Source organism: Marinobacterium nitratireducens, assembly GCF_014645375.1.
GTDB lineage: Bacteria > Pseudomonadota > Gammaproteobacteria > Pseudomonadales > Balneatricaceae > Marinobacterium_A > Marinobacterium_A nitratireducens.
Window position 1 is genome coordinate 204,104 of sequence record NZ_BMLT01000009.1, and the last position, 16,291, is coordinate 220,394.

Here is a 16,291-nt window from a genome sequence, read left to right on the forward strand (position 1 = left end):
CAGAATGCTGGTGCCGCAGGCCATTCGGGCCGGCCATGACGGCTTCGTCAATGCCAACCGCGTTACCGGCGAGGACAAGATCGTCGGCACCAGCCGCGAAGTTCAGATCGAGCGCAAGGACGGCGATATCGTCTGGGGCAGTCTGTCGCTGTCCCGAATCCGCGTCGGCGAGAATCTGATCTATACCGCCTTCGTCAAGGACATCACCCGCGAGCGCGAGACCCGCGAGATCATCAACCAGACGCTGGAACAGGCGCTGGATGCGGTCGTGACCATCGACGAAAACAACAATGTCACCTTCTACAACGCTGCGGCCGAGCGCCTCTGGGGTTACGCCCGGGAGGAGGTGCTGGGGCAGAACGTCAAGATGCTGGTGCCGCAGATAATCCAGGCCAACCACGACCGCTACGTCAACGCCAACCGCGAAACCGGTGAGGACAAGATCGTCGGCACCAGCCGTGATGTCCAGATCGAGCGCAGGGACGGCAGCTGTGTCTGGGGCAGCCTGTCGCTGTCCAAGGTCCGGCTTCACGACAAGATCATCTACACCGCCTTCGTCAAGGACATCACCCGGGAGCGCGAGGCGCGCGAAACCATCAACCAGACGCTGGAGCAGGCGCTGGATGCGGTGGTGACCATCGACGAGACCAACAGCGTCACCTTCTTCAACGCCGCGGCCGAGAAGCTCTGGGGCTATTCGCGCAACGAAGTGCTCGGACAGAACGTCAAGATGCTGGTGCCGCAGATGATCCAGGCGCAGCACGATGGCTACGTCAACGCCAACCGCCAGGGCGGCCAGGACAAGATCGTCGGCACCAGCCGCGAGGTGCAGATAGAGCGCAAGGACGGTGGCCGTCTCTGGGGCAATCTGTCACTGTCCAAGATCGAGCTGGAAGGTCGGATCGGCTACACCGCTTTCCTGCGCAATGTCACCGTGGAACGGGAATCCCGCGAAACCACCAATGCGGCGATGGATGAAGTGCTGGCGTCGAGCAACAAGATCGGCGATATCGTATCGGTGATCGACAACATCTCCGCCCAGACCGGGTTGCTGTCGCTCAATGCCGCCATCGAAGCGGCCAGGGCCGGCGAACAGGGGCGCGGCTTTGCGGTGGTGGCGGACGAAGTGCGTACCCTGGCGCAGCGCTCGTCGGCGTCCGCCAGCGAGATCAGCACCCTGGTTGACGAAACCAAGGCGCGCATCCGCGATCTGGCCGAGGCTCTGCAGCGGCTCGCAGGCTAGGGCCGCTTGATTCGCGGCGGGGCGCCGTCCCCATAAGGGCCTGCCTGCGCCTGTAGGAGCCCGGTCCCCGGGCGAACGCCTTGCGCACGGCGAAACCACCAGGGGGTTCGCCCACGGAGTGGGCTCCTACGGCGGCTCTGGCTGCTCCGGTCGCCTGTGGAAGGCGCCCTTTGGGTACGTCGCTCCCGCTGTAATGCTTACTTTTTCTGCAGCCGTTCGACTTCCGCCTGCATGCGCAGGTAGCGCTCGGCGGTGTTCGGGTGGGTCCCGCGACTGTGGCGTATCGCCCCCGGGAAGTCGGTACCGAGGCGGCGCCAGAAGGCCGGAGCCCGGTCGATCGGGTAGCCGGCGCGCTTGAGCAGCGTCAGCGCCGCCATATCCGCTTCCATTTCCCAATCCGGGGAGCCGTGCCTTATACCCAGAGTGGCCGCGATGCCGGGGCTTGGGATGCCATGAAGGGTGGCGGTGAAATCCAGCAGCGCGCCCAGCAGCAGGTTGCGTAGCTGGCGGTCGATATGATCGAGGCCGTTGTGGGCCAGCTCGTGGGCCACGACCAGCGCCAGTTCGTCGTCGTCGCTGGCGTAACGCAGCATCGCTTCGGGGATCCGCACCCGGTTGCCATAGGCGAAGGCGTTGACGGGGCCGCCATTGCTGAGCGCGACCGGCCAGTCGCACAGCATCAAAGGCTGGAGCTCGACGCTCTGCGACCCGGTGTCGCCGCGCTGGTATTGGACGCGCACGGGTCCTGTCTGTTCGCGCAACAGCTTTTCGGCCTGCTCGAGTGGCATCTGTCGGCTGTCGAGCGTCCGGCCCTGAATGCGAATGATGCGGTCCCCGGCTTTCAGGCCAGCACGGGCGGCGGGACTGCCCGGCAATGGCGCGCGCAGCCTGGCATGCCTGTCGAGGTGGTAGAGCGTTGTCGCCGCCTCCCGCCAGGCCGGTGGATAGCCATAGCGGTAGTGCATGCGCAGCCCGAACCAGCTGCGGGTATGCTCAGGGCACAGCGGCAGTGCGGCGTGCAGCAGAGGTACCGCAACCCGCGCCAGGCGAAACTCGCGGGCATGGCGCAGGGCCAGGGCCTGCTGTTGCTGCGACAGCGTTTCGCGTTCGATCGCGTCCTTTGGCGGCGCTTCGGGGAGCGGGCCCGGCGCGGCGCAGCCGGTCAGCCACAGGCACAGCAGCCAGCCCAGGCCCCGGCGGGCGGGTTTCAGTTTCATCGACACTCCTTGCCTGTACGTCGGCGCCTTGAGTGTATCGTCTGTGCCGACGCTCATTCATTCCCCGATATCGCTATTCAGCCGTAAAAACGCCGCACCGGAGCCTGTTTGCATACTTGATCGGGGGCCCGCATTCGTCCATGCTGCACGGCAAAGTTAGGGCGCTTGCGAACAAGTCCCCACGACCTGAAGAAGACCGATTATGACCTATAAACTGACAGAACAGCAGCGGACCCGGGTGCAGGAGCGCGATGCGCAGGAGCGCTTCGATCATTTCCTCGAAAAAACCGCTGACTGGGAAGAGATCTGGAGTCTGGCGGACGCCAACGGTTGCGTCATGCTCACCACCGACGACGGCGAAAGCTGCCTGCCGGTGTGGCCGCATCCGGACTACGCCCTGGACTGGGCCACCGAAGGCTGGGAGGACTGCGAGCCGCTTAAAATCGATCTCGAGTCCTGGTTCGAGCGCTGGACGCCGGGGCTGGAAGAGGACGAAATACTGGTGGCGGTATTCCCGCGCCTCGACGATGAAGGCGTGCTGGTGTCCTCGCGCGAACTGTCCGCCGCCATCGAGGCGCTGTTCGGAGCCGGTGGTGACTGACGCCCTGCACCCTTTCGATACCCTGACACCGGATTTCATCATCGATGCGATCGAGGCGAACGGCTACCTGTGCGATGGCAGCATGCTGGCGCTGAACAGCTACGAGAACCGGGTGTATCAGGTCGGTATCGAGGGCGAGCTGCCGCTGATCGCCAAATTCTATCGTCCGGGGCGCTGGAGCGATCAGCAGATTCAGGAGGAGCACGACTTCTGTTACGAGCTGGTCGAACAGGAGTTGCCGGTCGTGGCGCCGCTGCGCGATGGCGCGGGCAACAGCCTGTTGCGCTGCGACGGCTTCCGGTTCGCGCTCTATCCGCGTCGCGGCGGCCGCGCGCCGGAATTCGACAATTTCGACAACCTGCTGGTGATGGGGCGGTTTCTCGGGCGTTTGCACGCCATAGGGGCGCGGCGGCCATTCCAGCACCGGCCGGAACTGGACAGCAGGAGCTACGGCCACGACAGCGTCGAGCTGCTGTTGCGGGACTTCATTCCGGCTGAGCTGCGCCCGGCCTATGAAACCCTTGCGCGGGACCTTTTGGTGCGTATCGACGAGCTCATGGCGCAGCCTCTGGATCTGCTGCGGGTTCATGGCGACTGCCATGTCGGCAACGTGCTCTGGCGCGACGACACGCCGAACTTCGTCGATTTCGACGATTCCCGCATGGCGCCGGCGGTGCAGGACATCTGGATGCTGCTGTCGGGGGATCGCCTCGAGCAGACGCGCCAGCTGGCCGAGGTGGTCGACGGCTACAATGAATTTTGCGACTTCCAGCCGCGTGAACTGCGTCTGGTCGAGGCGTTGCGCACGCTGCGCATCATGCACTATTCCGCCTGGATTGCGCGACGCTGGGAGGACCCGGCGTTTCCCAAAGCCTTTACCTGGTTCAACACCCCGCGGTACTGGAGCGAACATATCCTCGAATTGCGGGAGCAGTTTGCGGCGCTGAACGAGCCGCCGCTGCTACTGATGTAAGCCCTGTCACTATACTTCAACTCTCATGGATGCAAGGATGGAAGTGTTATCTGGCCCCGAGGGGCTGATTTACGGGTTTGTATTCGACCGCCGGGGCGGCGCCCGGGCGCTGGCCTGGAACGAGGTCGGCGACTGGAGCCCGGAGCAGGGTGTGCTCTGGCTGCATTTCGACTATACCGAGGAGGCGGCGCAGCATTGGCTGCGCGAATGTTCGGGGCTCGATCCGCTGGTGGCCAATGCGCTGCTGACGGAAGATACCCGCCCGCGGACCACGGTAGTGGACAACGGCCTGCTGGTGGCGCTGCGCGGCGTCAATCTCAATCCGCAGGCCAACCCGGAGGACATGGTGTCCATCCGGCTCTACGTATCGGACGCGCTGGTCGTCAGCACGCGCAAGCGCCGGTTGCTGTCGGTTGCGGATATGGTCGGGCAGATGCAGGTGGGGCGCGGGCCGCGCAGCAGCGCGGAGTTTCTGCTCGAGCTGGCCGACCGGCTGGTCGACCGGATGAGCGATACCGTCGACGAGTTCGAGGATCGGGTGGCGGACCTGGAAGAACAGGTGCTGCACAGCGGAGACGGCGGGCTGCGCCAGCCGCTGGCGCAGCTGCGGCGTCAGACCATCGGTCTGCGGCGGTACCTGGCGCCTGAGCGCGAAGCCCTGGTACGCATGGCCAGCGAGCCGCTGGACTGGCTCGACGAGGGATTTCGTCTGCGCATGCGCGAGGTGTCGGACCGGCTGGTGCGGCATATCGAAGACCTGGACGCGGTTCGCGAGCGCGCGGCCGTGACCCAGGAAGAGCTTTTGAGTCGCCTGTCGGATCAGCTGAACTCGAGGCTGTACGTGCTGTCGCTGGTGGCGGCGATCTTTCTGCCACTGGGATTCTTGACCGGTTTGCTCGGCGTCAATGTCGGTGGCATTCCCGGCGCGGACAATCCCCGTGCCTTTGTCGAGTTTTCCATCCTGCTGCTGATACTGGTTGCGCTGCAGGTATGGATCTTCCGGCGCAAGAGATGGCTTTAGCGGGTTGTTGAAATGCGTTTTCGAGGTAGCCCTCGGCAACACAGATAGATTTTCAACCGCCTGTCAGACAGGTGTTCCTAAACCAACAGAAAGCAGGAGCGGGAATTAGCTATGCTGGAAACCATAGGGTGGCGCGAGTGGATGTCGCTGCCGGAGCTGGGTATCGACAGGATCAAGGTGAAGGTCGATACCGGAGCGCGTACCTCCTGTCTCCACGCCTTCAGGGTCGAGCCGTTTCGCGAAAAGGGCGCGCTCTGGGTGGCGGCGGATGTGCACCCGCTGCAGAACAATCAGGAGCGGGTGGTCAGTTTCGTGGTGCCGGTGCTCGATGAGCGGCAGGTCTCCGATTCCGGTGGACATCGCGAACAGCGCTACGTTATCGAGACCCTGGCTCGCCTTGGCGAGCATGAGTGGCCTATCGAGATGACACTGACCAACCGAGACAGCATGAAGTTTCGCATGCTGCTGGGGCGGACCGCGATGCGCGGGCGTTTTTCCGTCGACCCGGCAGCCTCGTACCTGCAGGGAGGACGGCCATGAAGCTGGCGCTACTATCGCGTAATGCCCGGTTGTATTCGTCGCGCAGACTCGTCGAAGCAGCACGGGAGCGGGGACACGACGTTCAGGTTGTCGATGTTCTCAAGTGTTATATGAACATCAATATGCAGCACCCGGAAATTCACGTGAAGGGGGAGGTGCTTTCCGAGTTCGATGCGGTTATTCCGCGCATCGGCGCCTCCGTGACCTTCTACGGGACCGCAGTGCTGCGCCAGTTCGAGATGATGGGCACCTATCCGCTCAACGAGTCGGTCGCCATCTCCCGCTCGCGGGACAAGCTGCGCTCGATGCAGCTGCTGTCGCGCAAGGGTATCGGTCTGCCGGTGACGGGTTTTGCCAACAAGCCCGCGGATATTCCCGACCTGATCGAGATGGTCGGCGGCGCGCCGCTGGTGATCAAGCTGCTCGAGGGTACCCAGGGCATCGGCGTGGTGCTGGCGGAAACCCGCAAGGCGGCCGAGAGTGTGCTGGAGGCGTTCATGGGGCTCAAGGCCTCGGTAATGGTGCAGGAGTACATCAAGGAGGCCGGCGGCGCCGATATCCGCTGCTTCGTCATCGGTGACAAGGTGATAGCGGCCATGAAACGCCAGGCCAAGCCCGGCGAGTTCCGCTCCAATCTGCACCGTGGCGGTGTCGCGACCCTGGTGCGGCTGACGCCGGAAGAGCGCAGCACCGCGGTGCGGGCCGCCCGCACCATGGGGCTCAATGTCGCTGGTGTCGATATCCTGCGCTCCAACCACGGGCCGCTGGTGATGGAGGTCAACTCGTCCCCGGGTCTCGAGGGCATCGAAGCCGCGACCGGGCTCGATGTCGCCGGCCGCATCATCCAGTTCATCGAGAAAAACTACTCCAGCCACAAGACACGAACCCGCGGCAAGGGGTGAGTGCCTACATTCGCGGTGCCGGGCTGTTCGCGGCGGGGCGCCGCTCCTACGCGATTCTAGAGCGTGCTGCGCAGGCTCAGTGCCAGGGTGCTCTTGAGCCGCGAGCGGCCGAAAGCGGCCATGGCGAGAAACTCGCCGACCTCGACCGGCACGTCGATGTAGTCGGTTTCGCTCTGGTACTCGTCACGTTCCCGGTCCGGGTCCGTCAGGTAGACGAAGCGTTCGTCCGCGGCGGTGATCATGACCCAGTGCGGCGCCTTGTTGCGGTTCAGGCGCCAGGTGCTGATCAGGCTGATCAGCACATCGCCGCGCGCGATATGGCGCTGGAGCTGCTCCGGCGTCATTTCCTGGTTCTGTATATCGACATCGCTGTCCGCCAGCTGCTCGGTGAAATCCTCATGCACCAGCGCGATTACCTGTTTCTTGTCCGGGTCCCTGACGCTGTCGATAAAGGGAACCTGTGTCGCGTTGCAGTAGAGGGTAACGGCAAAGCCGCGGCGCCAGGCGCTCAGCGCCAGCCCCTGCGGCGAGCAGCCGCCGTGCCCGGCGGTCATGAAGATGGTGGTCGACTCGCGCCAGATCTTGAGCTCTTCGCGGCGGCTCATGCGGTAGCCCGGGTCGAGGTGGTGCATGCCCATCATCAGGCTTGCCGGGCCGCAGCTGAACGGGGTGGTCTGTTCGTAGAAGGCGGTGCGGCGTTCCGGGGCGATGCCGCCCTGGCGCCGAATCGGCTTCTCCATTTTCAGCGCATCGCCGCCATCCTCGTAGTAGGCGCGGATGGTGCCGATGGCGTGATAGCCGGCGCGGCGGTACAGCGCGATCGCCGCCTGGTTATGAACATTGACCTCCAGCCGCATGAAGATGCAGTTCTGTTCCCGCGCTGCCTGCTCGCTGTCATCCAGCAGCCGCTGGGCGACGCCCTGGCCGCGAAGCTCGGGTAGCACCGCCAGCGAATAGAGGCGCGCAAGCCGGGTACCGCGCCGATAGAGCACCAGCGCGTAGCCGGCGGGCAGGGTGTCGTGAAAGGCCAGGAGTAGGGAGGCGTGACCGTGCCGGATCAGGCGCTGAAAGCTGCGCCGCGACAGGCGGTCGCTGGTAAAGCACTGGCGCTCGATCCGCAACAGATCGTCGATATCGGCTGCGGTCGCCAGGCGGGTGCTCGGGGCGTTCAAGGCTCGTTTTCCTGAAGGGGTACGGCCCGATAGTAGCACTGCCCGATCGAACGGGAGAGGGGGACGATAAAATTTGTTTCCGGGCGCTTGCGCTCTATTGTGCCGGCCGATCCGCCATGCGCATAATCGCGCAATTACCAGCTGATGCGGAAGCACCAAGCCATGTCTGCGTTCTACGTCGTCGTCGACGATCTGGGCGACTGGGGGCCCTACTATCCCAGCAAGGATGTCATCTCCTTCGATCAGTATCTGGCCCTTGCGGCTGCTGGCAGCGGCCGGGTCCGGGTGCTCAACTTCTGTCGCAACAGTCGTGCGCTGGGCCGGGGCTACTACTGCTCGCTGCTGGCCGAGGCGCGCGGCCACCATGTGATTCCCAGCGTCCGCGTCATCAGCGATCTGCGGCGCAAGTCGCTCTATTCGCTGCAGCTCGATGGCCTGTCCCAGATCCTGGACAAACTCGCCAAGCGGCTGTCCGGCGATCAGAACCGGATCGAGCTGAGGATCTTTTTCGGCGAGACCCGCACCGCGGAGCTTGCCGCTGTTGCCAAGCAGTTGTTCGAGCGTTTTGCCTCGCCGTTACTCGAGGTGCGGCTCAAGCGCAACAAGGTGTGGCAGGTCGAGAGTATCCGCCAGCTGGCGCTGCGGGAAGTCACGGACGAAGCCGAGCAGGAGCTGCTTGCGGCGGCGCTCGAGCGCTTCAGTAACCGTATCTGGCTCAAGCCCCGCGCGCGCAAGCGCTACCGCTACGATCTGGCGATGCTGGTCGATCCGGACGAGGCGCTGCCGCCGAGCGACAAGGATGCGCTCAAGCAGTTCGTCGCCAGTGGCCGCCAGCTTGGCATCAATGTGGAGATGATCGGCAAGCGTGACCTGATGCGTCTGCCGGAGTACGACGGGCTCTTTATCCGCGAAACCACGGCGGTGGACCACCATACCTATCGCTTCGCCAAGAAGGCGGAAGCCGAAGGCCTGGTGGTGATCGACGACCCGACCTCGATCCTGCGCTGCACCAACAAGATCTATCTGGCGGAGCTTTTGAAGACCAACCGGGTGGCGACGCCTGCGACCAGTATTGTCAGCCACGCCGACAAGGCGACGGTCGATGGCATGATCGCCACTCTCGGTTTTCCGATGGTGCTGAAGATACCGGACGGCGCCTTTTCCCGCGGTATGTGCAAGGTGGAAACCCGCGAGGCGCTGGTGAAGGGGCTGCGCGAGCTGCTGCAGAACTCATCGCTGGTACTGGCCCAGGAGTTTCTCTATACCGACTACGACTGGCGCATCGGCGTGCTCAACAACAAGCCGCTGTTCGCCTGTCGCTACTACATGGTCAAGGATCACTGGCAGATCTATCGCCATGGCAACGCCGGCGACGTCGATTCCGGCGGTTTTGATACGCTGCCCACCTATGAGGTGCCGCCGGCGGTGCTGGAGGCGGCACTCAAGGCCACGCGGCTGATCGGCGACGGCCTCTATGGCGTGGATCTGAAGCAAAGCGGCGACCGGGTGGTGGTGATCGAGGTCAACGACAACCCGAGCGTCGATGCCGGTGTCGAGGATCGTTTTCTCGGCACCGCGCTCTACCACGAGATCATGGCCGAGTTCCTGCGCCGGATGGAGATGAATAGAAGATGATGCGTAACCCGTCACTCGTAACGAGCGGCAGTACCTGATGCCCGCCGCTCCTCGGCTTTGGCATCCTGCGGCGCCCTAACTCCTGCATCCCTGCAGTCGTGCGCATCCCTGCGCCCGCGGCATACCGTTCATCCTGAACATAAAAAAACCAGCGGCTCTTGCGAGGCGCTGGTTTTTTTTAAAGCGAGATCGGGTCGGTCTTAGATGACCTGGACGTTCTCAGCCTGCGGACCTTTCTGGCCCTGAGTGATGTTGAACTGTACTTTCTGACCTTCGGCCAGGGTACGGAAGCCATCACCAACGATCGCACGGAAGTGTACGAATACGTCCGGACCGTTGTCCTGAGCGATGAAACCGTAACCTTTCTCTTCGTTGAACCACTTAACAGTGCCGGTAGTAGACATTCTGAACTCCATAAAGGATTTGTTTTTCAAAAATATGCCCAGCTGGATTCGCAAGCGAATCTGGCTGCGCGGGTCTAGCTGAGAAATGCAGGTATTCCGTTATGAAGATCAGACGAGCTACTACAAGGAGAAACTTCGTTTGGTGACATCAATCTGGAGCCGTATTTCGAGCCTGCTCACGAGCATAGCGAATTCCGGGGGGAAGTCAACAGCAGATGTGGCCGCTGTGGCGATAAAATTACGTGCTTCAAAAAAGCTTCATGCGGTACGCGTCCGGGGCCGTTCAGGCACTGTCCGCAGACCTGCTTTTGGGGTGTGAAAATGCCCTCGGGACGGTTCAGCCGAGGTAGGTGTTGAGGCCGTACCGTCATTGCCTCAGAATAGGCACAGTGCCCGATAAAACCGCGACCAGGCCCCGAGACCCGGTGGCCGCTGTTGTCGGATGACGCTGGCAGCAGGCTACGGAGGACGCATCGCCAGAGCGATGGTCCGTACCGTTTACAGAGCAAGGATTGAGGGCTTTGTGGCCCCCAGCACAGGATCCGCAGTATGCAAAGCCATCCCCTCCGGGACCAGATCATCGCCGAGGTTCACGCCCGTCCCTTCCAGCAAATGAGTGCGCCGCTGGCGTTGCTGCAGGTGGCGATACTCCATGAAGACAAGTCGCCGGAGGAGATCGACGCCACTGTCAGGCGGCTGGCGTGCGAGGCGGGCTACGATGTCGGGGCCGGGGCGCCGGGGTTCTTCTTCACGCGAAAGGGCAGCGAGGCGTTGCGCTACGAGCCGCACAGCGAATTCTACAGCCTGACGCTCTACCATTTTGGCGACCTCGAAGTGCCGGTGCTGCCCGAGGCCTGGGCAGATCAGCTGCCAGGGGCCTTCCTCTGCGGTGTCGAGGTGCTGTTCCGGCAGCAGGGCGTTGATTTCGATGACTGGGTCGCGGGCAGTTTCGGCGGCTTTCAGGTCAGCGGCGCCGATGTGATGGACAGGGCCGCGACGCTGCGGACCGATTTCCAGGTGCGTGCCGATACCGGCTACAACCGGGTGCTGGTGGAAGACCGCGAGGGCATGAACCTGTACCGCGCCGGCCGGCTGCTGCAGCGGATCTGCGAGATCGAAACCTACAGGCACATGGCGCTGCTGGCACTGCCCCTGGCGCTGGAAACGGTGCCGCGAGTCACCGAGCTGGATCAGCAACTGGCGGCGGTTGTCGAGCGGATCGCCGAGTCGCAGAGCGAGCCGTCCACACTGTTGCAGGAACTGATGGCGCTGGCGGCGCAGGTCGAGACGCTGTCGGCGCGCACCGCCAATCGGTTGTCGGCGACCGAGGCCTATTTTGCGCTGGTGGAACGGCGTATCGCCGAATTGCGCGAAACCCGCATCGAGGGGCTGCAGACGGTCGAGCAGTTTATGGAGCGTCGTCTGGATCCGGCCCACCGCACCTGTCGTTCGACCGGCGAGCGCATCGACAGGCTGTCGCAGCGCATCTCCCGCTCGACCGAGCTGATCCGCTCCCAGGTCGACCTCTCCATCGAAAATCAGAGCCGCGACCTGCTGCAGGGCATCAACCGCCGCGCGCGCAGCCAGCTGCGCCTGCAGGCCAAGCTGGAAAGCTTCACGGTGATCGTGGTGACTTACTATGCCTTCGACCTGATCGACAGAACCTCACGCAACCTGCTCGAGGATCACAGCCTCGAGGACAAGGCGAGCTATTTCCTCAGTGCGTCGGTGCCACTGATTGCGCTGGTGCTGTTCTGGTATGTGCGGCGCATGCTCAAGGGTGTCGACAAGGACGATTGAGTGGTGTTGGGTGAGCACGGCCTCAACGGAAAACCACTGCCGGAGGATGGCCTGAGTGATGCAGGGCACTCTTTGGCCGTTACCGGCAAAGTTCGGGCATCACGAAGCCCGTCAAAACGATCGCAGTACAGATCGTTTGGTGTCGGTCGGCAGAGTGTATGACGGTAGGACAACAGGCGCAGCCCGCAGCCTGAAATGGGTACCGCGCATGTTGGGTTACGCGGCTGCGCCGCTAGACCCAACCTACCAAAGCCTGTGGTATCGCGTGCTTCGTAGGATGCGGTGGAGCGCAGCGCAACCCATCACCCGGGCGCAGCCCGCAGCCTGGACTGTGTACCGGGCATGTTGGGTTACGCGGCTGCGCCGCTAGACCCAACCGAAGCCTGTGGTATCGCGTGCTTCGTAGGATGCGGTGGAGCGCAGCGCAACCCATCACCCGGGCGCAGCCCGCAGCCTGGACTGGGTACCGGGCATGTTGGGTTACGCGGCTGCGCCGCTAGACCCAACCTAGGTTCTTGCCCGCTCCTTGCGAGCTCTGGGCATCGCTCAGCCCGTCAAAACGTTCATCCGGCCGCCTGGCCCTGCTGTGCCGGTGGTGCTTTGGTGGTGTCGCTCGGAGTCTCCGTCACCGGCTCGGCGGCATCCTGAGCGGCGTGGAACAGCTCTTCGGCCGGGAACTGCGCTGCGGGCTGTGGCACGAAGGCGACTTTTTCGCGCGCCTGGCCTGCCACGACGGACTGATAGATCGCAAACAGCATCAGCAGGAACACGCAGACTCCGGTATAGGCGAACAGGGCGCCCGGGCCGAACTGTCCCATCAGGGCGCCGCTGATCAGCGGTCCGGCGATGGCGCCGCTGCCGTAGCCGACCAGCAGGCCGGAGGAGGTCTGCATCAGCTGGTTGGGGTCGCTCCAGTCGTTGACATGGGCCGACGACAGGGAATAGATCACGAACGCCAGACTGCCGTAAGCGAATACGGTGCCATAGAGCCAGTAGTTCGGCAGCGATAGCCGGCTCAATTCGATCATCGCAAGACTCAGCAGCAGAGTTCCGAAGCTGACCGCGGCCAGCACGCGACGCCGTTCTATCCTGTCCGAGAGCCGTCCTATGGGAATCTGCAGGAACAGGCCGCCGAATATTCCGCACATCATGAATATCGATATCTGTTGCACGCTGAGGCCGAGGTCCTGGGCGAATATCGGCGCCATGGCGAAAAAGGCCGAGTTGATGGCGCCGGCGCAGATGGCGCCCCAGAAGCCCGCTGGCGCCGTCTCCAGCAGCGGTTTGATGCGCAGCCGGGACATGGGCTCGGGCGCCGGGGCCTGGGACCGGGTCAGCAGCAGCGGCACCAGCGACAGCGAGAAGGCGATCGAGGCCATGGCGAAGAGGTCGAAGTGGCCGGGGTCGGAAAAACGCAGCAGCAGCTGGCCGATGCCGTAGGCCAGATAGTTCACCACCATATACAGCGCCAGAATACTGCCGCGGGTCTCGTTGGTGGCGCGGGCGTTGAGCCAGCTTTCGGTGACGATGAACAGCCCCGCCAGGCAGTAGCCGTCGACGTAGCGCAGTACTGCCCAGACCCTGGGGTCGATCCAGAGCATATGGATCAGCGGCGACATCGACAGCACCGAGGCGAAGGCGGCAAAGGCGCGGATATGTCCGGCGCGCTCGATCTGTTTGGGTGCAAAGCGGGCCCCGACGAACATGCCGAGGAAGTAGCAGGCCATCAGCAGGCCGAGCACTTCGACGGAGAAGCCCTCGAGCTTGCTGCGCAGGCTGGTCAGGGTGGTGAACAGGCCGTTGGCGAGCAACAGCAGACCATAGCTGGAAAACAGCGCAGTAAGGGTACGGGCAGTGGCGAACATCCGGGTGACATCCGTGAGCAGCAGGGGATGATTGGGCCCGTACGGCAGAAAGCCGTCGCAGGGGTAGGTGCTGCATTATGGAGCCGGCAAACGGAAATGGGGAGTCGCATACGCGACTGGATATTGCTCAAATGCGACAGCCCGGTTCGGGCTGTCGCTCTCTTGCCGTCAGGCCTTGCGCAGGGCGTCGGCGTGGAAGCGCAGGTGCGCTTCGATGAAGGTCGCGATGAAGAAGTAGCTGTGATCGTATCCCGGCTGCATGCGCAGTTCCAGCGGGTGCCCGGCATCGGCGCAGGCATCGATCAGCAACTGCGGCTTGAGCTGTTCTGCGAGAAAGTCGTCGGCTTCGCCCTGGTCGACCAGAAGCGGCAGCCGCTCCTCGAGCTCGCCGCGAATCAGCTCGCAGGCATCGTGCTGACGCCAGCTGTCACGGTCGTCGCCGAGGTAGTTGCTGAATGCCTTTTTACCCCAGGGGCACTCGACCGGATGGGTGATCGGCGCGAACGCCGAGACCGATGCATAGCGGCCGGGGTTCTTCAGTGCGCAGATCAGAGCGCCGTGTCCGCCCATCGAGTGGCCGCTGATGCTGCGGCGGTCCGAGACCGGGAAGTTGGCCTCGACCAGTGCCGGCAGTTCCTGCGTCACGTAGTCGTACATGCGGTAGTGGTCGGACCAGGGCTTTTCGGTGGCGTTGAGATAGAAGCCGGCGCCGCTGCCGAAGTCGTAACTGTCGTGCTCACCAGGCAGGTCGGTGCCGCGCGGGCTGGTGTCCGGCGCGATCAGCACCAGGCCGAGTTCCGAGGCCAGGCGCTGGGCGCCGGCTTTCTGCATGAAGTTCTCGTCGCTGCAGGTCAGGCCCGAAAGCCAGTAGAGGCTGGGGCAGGGAGCGGACTCGGCCTGCGGCGGCAGATAGACCGCGAACACCATGTCGCAGTCGAGGGTTTCGGAGCGGTGGCGATAGCGTTCCAGCCAGCCGCCGAAGCAGCGGTTGCGTGCGATACGTTCCAGGCTCATGACGTCATTCCGGAAAGTTGCGGGTGATAGAACAAAACGGGCCCCGAAGGGCCCGTCAGCAGGGTAACGGCGATCAGAACAGGATGACGGAGCGAATGCTCTTGCCTTCGTGCATCAGGTCGAAGGCCTTGTTGATATCGTCCAGGCCCATGGTGTGGGTGACGAAGTCGTCGATGTTGATCTGGCCGGCCATGTAGCGGTCGACGTAACCCGGCAGTTCGGTGCGTCCCTTGACGCCGCCGAAGGCGGTTCCGCGCCAGACGCGGCCGGTGACCAGCTGGAACGGACGGGTGGAGATTTCCTGGCCTGCGCCGGCGACGCCGACGATGACCGATTCGCCCCAGCCCTTGTGGCAGCACTCGAGCGCCGCACGCATCAGGTTGACGTTGCCGATGCACTCGAAGGAGTAGTCGACGCCGCCGTCGGTCAGGTCGACGATGACTTCCTGGATCGGAGCGTCGTACTTCTTCGGGTTGACGAAGTCGGTGGCGCCGAGCATGCGTGCCATCTCGAATTTGTCTTCGTTGATGTCGATGGCGATGATGCGGGAGGCCTTCGCCAGCACGGCGCCCTGGATGACGCTCAGGCCAATGCCGCCAAGACCGAACACGGCCACGGTCGAGCCCGGCTCAACCTTGGCGGTGTTGAGCACCGCACCGATACCGGTGGTGACGCCGCAGCCCAGCAGGCAGACCTTGTCCAGCGGGGCTTCCTTGTTGATCTTGGCGACCGCGATCTCCGGCACCACGGTGTACTCGGAGAAGGTCGAGGTGCCCATGTAGTGGAAAATCGGCTTGCCGTTGAGCGAGAAGCGTGTGGTGCCGTCCGGCATCAGGCCTTTGCCCTGGGTGGCGCGGATGGCCTGGCAGAGGTTGGTCTTGCCGGAGAGGCAGAACTTGCATTTGCCGCATTCCGGGGTGTAAAGCGGAATGACGTGGTCACCGGGCTTGAGGGTGGTGACACCGGGGCCGACTTCTTCGACGACGGCGCCGCCTTCGTGGCCGAGGATCGCCGGGAAGATGCCTTCCGGGTCGTCACCGGACAGGGTGAAGGCGTCGGTGTGGCAGACGCCGGTGGCGACCATGCGCAGCAGAACTTCGCCTTCCTTCGGGCCGGCGACATCGATTTCTTCGATCTGCAGAGGTTTGCCTGCTTCCCAGGCTACGGCGGCACGGGACTTCATATGCGTATCCTTAGTATTGCGGTTGTCGGGAGTCGGGACCGACCGGCAGCGGATGCCGGCGGCTACAGCGCTCCGCTAAGTGTAGTTTACCGGGGCAAGAGTCTAGCTACCCTGGCGCCGGAGGTTAAGTCACGACACTGCATAACATTGTTGTTCAGCTGCAATAATGGCGACATGCCAACCGGAGACTGAATGGTTAGACTTTCGAGGTCATGCAACGGAGGAGATATCGAATGATCAAGGTGGGAGACAGGATTCCGGCGGTCAATCTGACCCGGGTCACCAGCGAGGGAAACGAAACAGTGGCGGCCGACGAGCTGTTCAGCGGGAAAAAGGTGGTGCTGTTCGCGGTGCCGGGGGCCTTCACGCCGACCTGTTCCAATGCGCACCTGCCCGGTTACGTCGTCAATGCCGACACTTTCTTCGACAAGGGTGTCGACATGATTGCGTGCCTGTCGGTCAATGACGGGGCGGTGATGCGGGCCTGGCAGCAGGCGCAGAATGCCGAGCAGATCACCATGCTGGCCGATGGCGGAGCGGCTTTTACTCGGGCACTGGGGCTGGAACTCGACACCGGCGACTTCGGCGGTATCCGCTCGCAGCGTTACGCGGCGATTGTCGACGACGGTGTGGTGACGATGCTGAATGTCGAGGCGCCGAAGGCGTTCGAGGTGAGCGATGCCGAAACGCTACTGAAACTTCTTTAACGAACGGCTCGAAA

At 63.3% G+C, this 16,291-nt stretch carries 15 protein-coding genes; 9 read left to right on the forward strand and 6 right to left on the reverse strand.

Translation table 11 applies throughout. From position 1 onward, the window contains the following. The coding region (locus IEX85_RS17555) for a PAS domain S-box protein (protein ID WP_188861915.1) at nt 1-1,243 on the forward strand (1,243 nt) is incomplete at its 5' end. A gap of 197 nt (nt 1,244-1,440) precedes the next feature. Here IEX85_RS17555 and IEX85_RS17560 read toward each other — a convergent pair. Continuing rightward, nucleotides 1,441-2,460 carry a M48 family metalloprotease gene (locus IEX85_RS17560; RefSeq protein ID WP_188861916.1) on the reverse strand — a complete coding sequence of 340 codons (1,020 nt, stop codon included), beginning with the start codon at nt 2,458-2,460 and terminating at the stop codon, nt 1,441-1,443. A 202-nt stretch (nt 2,461-2,662) separates the two neighbouring features. Here IEX85_RS17560 and IEX85_RS17565 point away from each other — a divergent pair, with 202 nt between their 5' ends. From IEX85_RS17565 to rimK, 5 genes are all read left to right on the forward strand, one after another. After that, entirely contained in the window at nt 2,663-3,061 is a 399-nt protein-coding gene (locus tag IEX85_RS17565) for a DUF2750 domain-containing protein (RefSeq protein ID WP_188861917.1), read from the forward strand. Next, complete coding sequence (locus IEX85_RS17570) at nt 3,054-4,034, forward strand: serine/threonine protein kinase (protein ID WP_229721990.1); 981 nt, start codon at nt 3,054-3,056, stop codon at nt 4,032-4,034. The genes IEX85_RS17565 and IEX85_RS17570 overlap by 8 nt, the downstream gene beginning before the upstream one ends. 37 nt (nt 4,035-4,071) lie before the next feature. After that, a complete protein-coding gene (zntB, locus tag IEX85_RS17575; RefSeq protein ID WP_188861919.1) occupies nt 4,072-5,055 on the forward strand; it encodes a zinc transporter ZntB in 984 nt (327 codons plus the stop codon). Nucleotides 5,056-5,166: 111 nt separating this feature from the next. Further along, a complete protein-coding gene (locus tag IEX85_RS17580; protein ID WP_188861920.1) occupies nt 5,167-5,595 on the forward strand; it encodes an ATP-dependent zinc protease family protein in 429 nt (142 codons plus the stop codon). Next, nucleotides 5,592-6,497 carry a 30S ribosomal protein S6--L-glutamate ligase gene (gene rimK / locus IEX85_RS17585; RefSeq protein WP_188861921.1) on the forward strand — a complete coding sequence of 302 codons (906 nt, stop codon included), beginning with the start codon at nt 5,592-5,594 and terminating at the stop codon, nt 6,495-6,497. The genes IEX85_RS17580 and rimK overlap by 4 nt, the downstream gene beginning before the upstream one ends. A 56-nt stretch (nt 6,498-6,553) precedes the next feature. Here rimK and IEX85_RS17590 read toward each other — a convergent pair whose 3' ends face one another. Beyond that, a complete protein-coding gene (locus tag IEX85_RS17590) occupies nt 6,554-7,669 on the reverse strand; it encodes a GNAT family N-acetyltransferase/peptidase C39 family protein (RefSeq protein WP_188861922.1) in 1,116 nt (371 codons plus the stop codon). A 162-nt stretch (nt 7,670-7,831) separates the two neighbouring features. Here IEX85_RS17590 and IEX85_RS17595 point away from each other — a divergent pair, with 162 nt between their 5' ends. Next, nucleotides 7,832-9,304: a RimK family ATP-grasp domain-containing protein gene (locus IEX85_RS17595; protein ID WP_188861923.1), complete on the forward strand. Its 1,473-nt coding sequence runs from the start codon at nt 7,832-7,834 to the stop codon at nt 9,302-9,304. Nucleotides 9,305-9,504: 200 nt separating this feature from the next. On the opposite strand, the gene IEX85_RS17600 is transcribed toward IEX85_RS17595, so the two are convergent. Then, complete coding sequence (locus IEX85_RS17600) at nt 9,505-9,708, reverse strand: cold-shock protein (RefSeq protein ID WP_188861924.1); 204 nt, start codon at nt 9,706-9,708, stop codon at nt 9,505-9,507. Between the two features lie 549 nt (nt 9,709-10,257). Between IEX85_RS17600 and IEX85_RS17605 the strand changes: the two genes are divergently transcribed. After that, complete coding sequence (locus IEX85_RS17605) at nt 10,258-11,508, forward strand: DUF3422 domain-containing protein (protein ID WP_188861925.1); 1,251 nt, start codon at nt 10,258-10,260, stop codon at nt 11,506-11,508. 563 nt (nt 11,509-12,071) lie between these two features. On the opposite strand, the gene IEX85_RS17610 is transcribed toward IEX85_RS17605, so the two are convergent. From IEX85_RS17610 to IEX85_RS17620, 3 genes are all read right to left on the reverse strand, one after another. Then, nucleotides 12,072-13,373, reverse strand: a complete 1,302-nt coding sequence (locus tag IEX85_RS17610) for an MFS transporter (protein WP_188861926.1) — start codon at nt 13,371-13,373, stop codon at nt 12,072-12,074. 168 nt (nt 13,374-13,541) lie between these two features. After that, nucleotides 13,542-14,387, reverse strand: coding sequence for an S-formylglutathione hydrolase (gene fghA, locus IEX85_RS17615; RefSeq protein ID WP_308425659.1), 846 nt, complete (start codon nt 14,385-14,387; stop codon nt 13,542-13,544). Between the two features lie 73 nt (nt 14,388-14,460). Next, nucleotides 14,461-15,570, reverse strand: a complete 1,110-nt coding sequence (locus IEX85_RS17620) for an S-(hydroxymethyl)glutathione dehydrogenase/class III alcohol dehydrogenase (RefSeq protein ID WP_188861927.1) — start codon at nt 15,568-15,570, stop codon at nt 14,461-14,463. A 233-nt stretch (nt 15,571-15,803) separates the two neighbouring features. On the opposite strand from IEX85_RS17620, the gene IEX85_RS17625 reads away from it, so the two are divergent. Next, nucleotides 15,804-16,277: a peroxiredoxin gene (locus IEX85_RS17625; protein ID WP_188861928.1), complete on the forward strand. Its 474-nt coding sequence runs from the start codon at nt 15,804-15,806 to the stop codon at nt 16,275-16,277. Nucleotides 16,278-16,291: the final 14 nt, after the last annotated feature.

Coding starts and splice junctions, on each gene's coding strand:
- IEX85_RS17560 (WP_188861916.1), bottom strand. CDS start 2,460: ATGAAACTGAAACCCGCCCGCCGGGGCCTGGGCTGGCTGCTGTGCCTG.
- IEX85_RS17565 (WP_188861917.1), top strand. CDS start 2,663: ATGACCTATAAACTGACAGAACAGCAGCGGACCCGGGTGCAGGAGCGC.
- zntB (WP_188861919.1), top strand. CDS start 4,072: ATGGAAGTGTTATCTGGCCCCGAGGGGCTGATTTACGGGTTTGTATTC.
- IEX85_RS17580 (WP_188861920.1), top strand. CDS start 5,167: ATGCTGGAAACCATAGGGTGGCGCGAGTGGATGTCGCTGCCGGAGCTG.
- rimK (WP_188861921.1), top strand. CDS start 5,592: ATGAAGCTGGCGCTACTATCGCGTAATGCCCGGTTGTATTCGTCGCGC.
- IEX85_RS17595 (WP_188861923.1), top strand. CDS start 7,832: ATGTCTGCGTTCTACGTCGTCGTCGACGATCTGGGCGACTGGGGGCCC.
- IEX85_RS17600 (WP_188861924.1), bottom strand. CDS start 9,708: ATGTCTACTACCGGCACTGTTAAGTGGTTCAACGAAGAGAAAGGTTAC.
- IEX85_RS17605 (WP_188861925.1), top strand. CDS start 10,258: ATGCAAAGCCATCCCCTCCGGGACCAGATCATCGCCGAGGTTCACGCC.
- IEX85_RS17610 (WP_188861926.1), bottom strand. CDS start 13,373: ATGTTCGCCACTGCCCGTACCCTTACTGCGCTGTTTTCCAGCTATGGT.
- fghA (WP_308425659.1), bottom strand. CDS start 14,387: ATGAGCCTGGAACGTATCGCACGCAACCGCTGCTTCGGCGGCTGGCTG.
- IEX85_RS17620 (WP_188861927.1), bottom strand. CDS start 15,570: ATGAAGTCCCGTGCCGCCGTAGCCTGGGAAGCAGGCAAACCTCTGCAG.
- IEX85_RS17625 (WP_188861928.1), top strand. CDS start 15,804: ATGATCAAGGTGGGAGACAGGATTCCGGCGGTCAATCTGACCCGGGTC.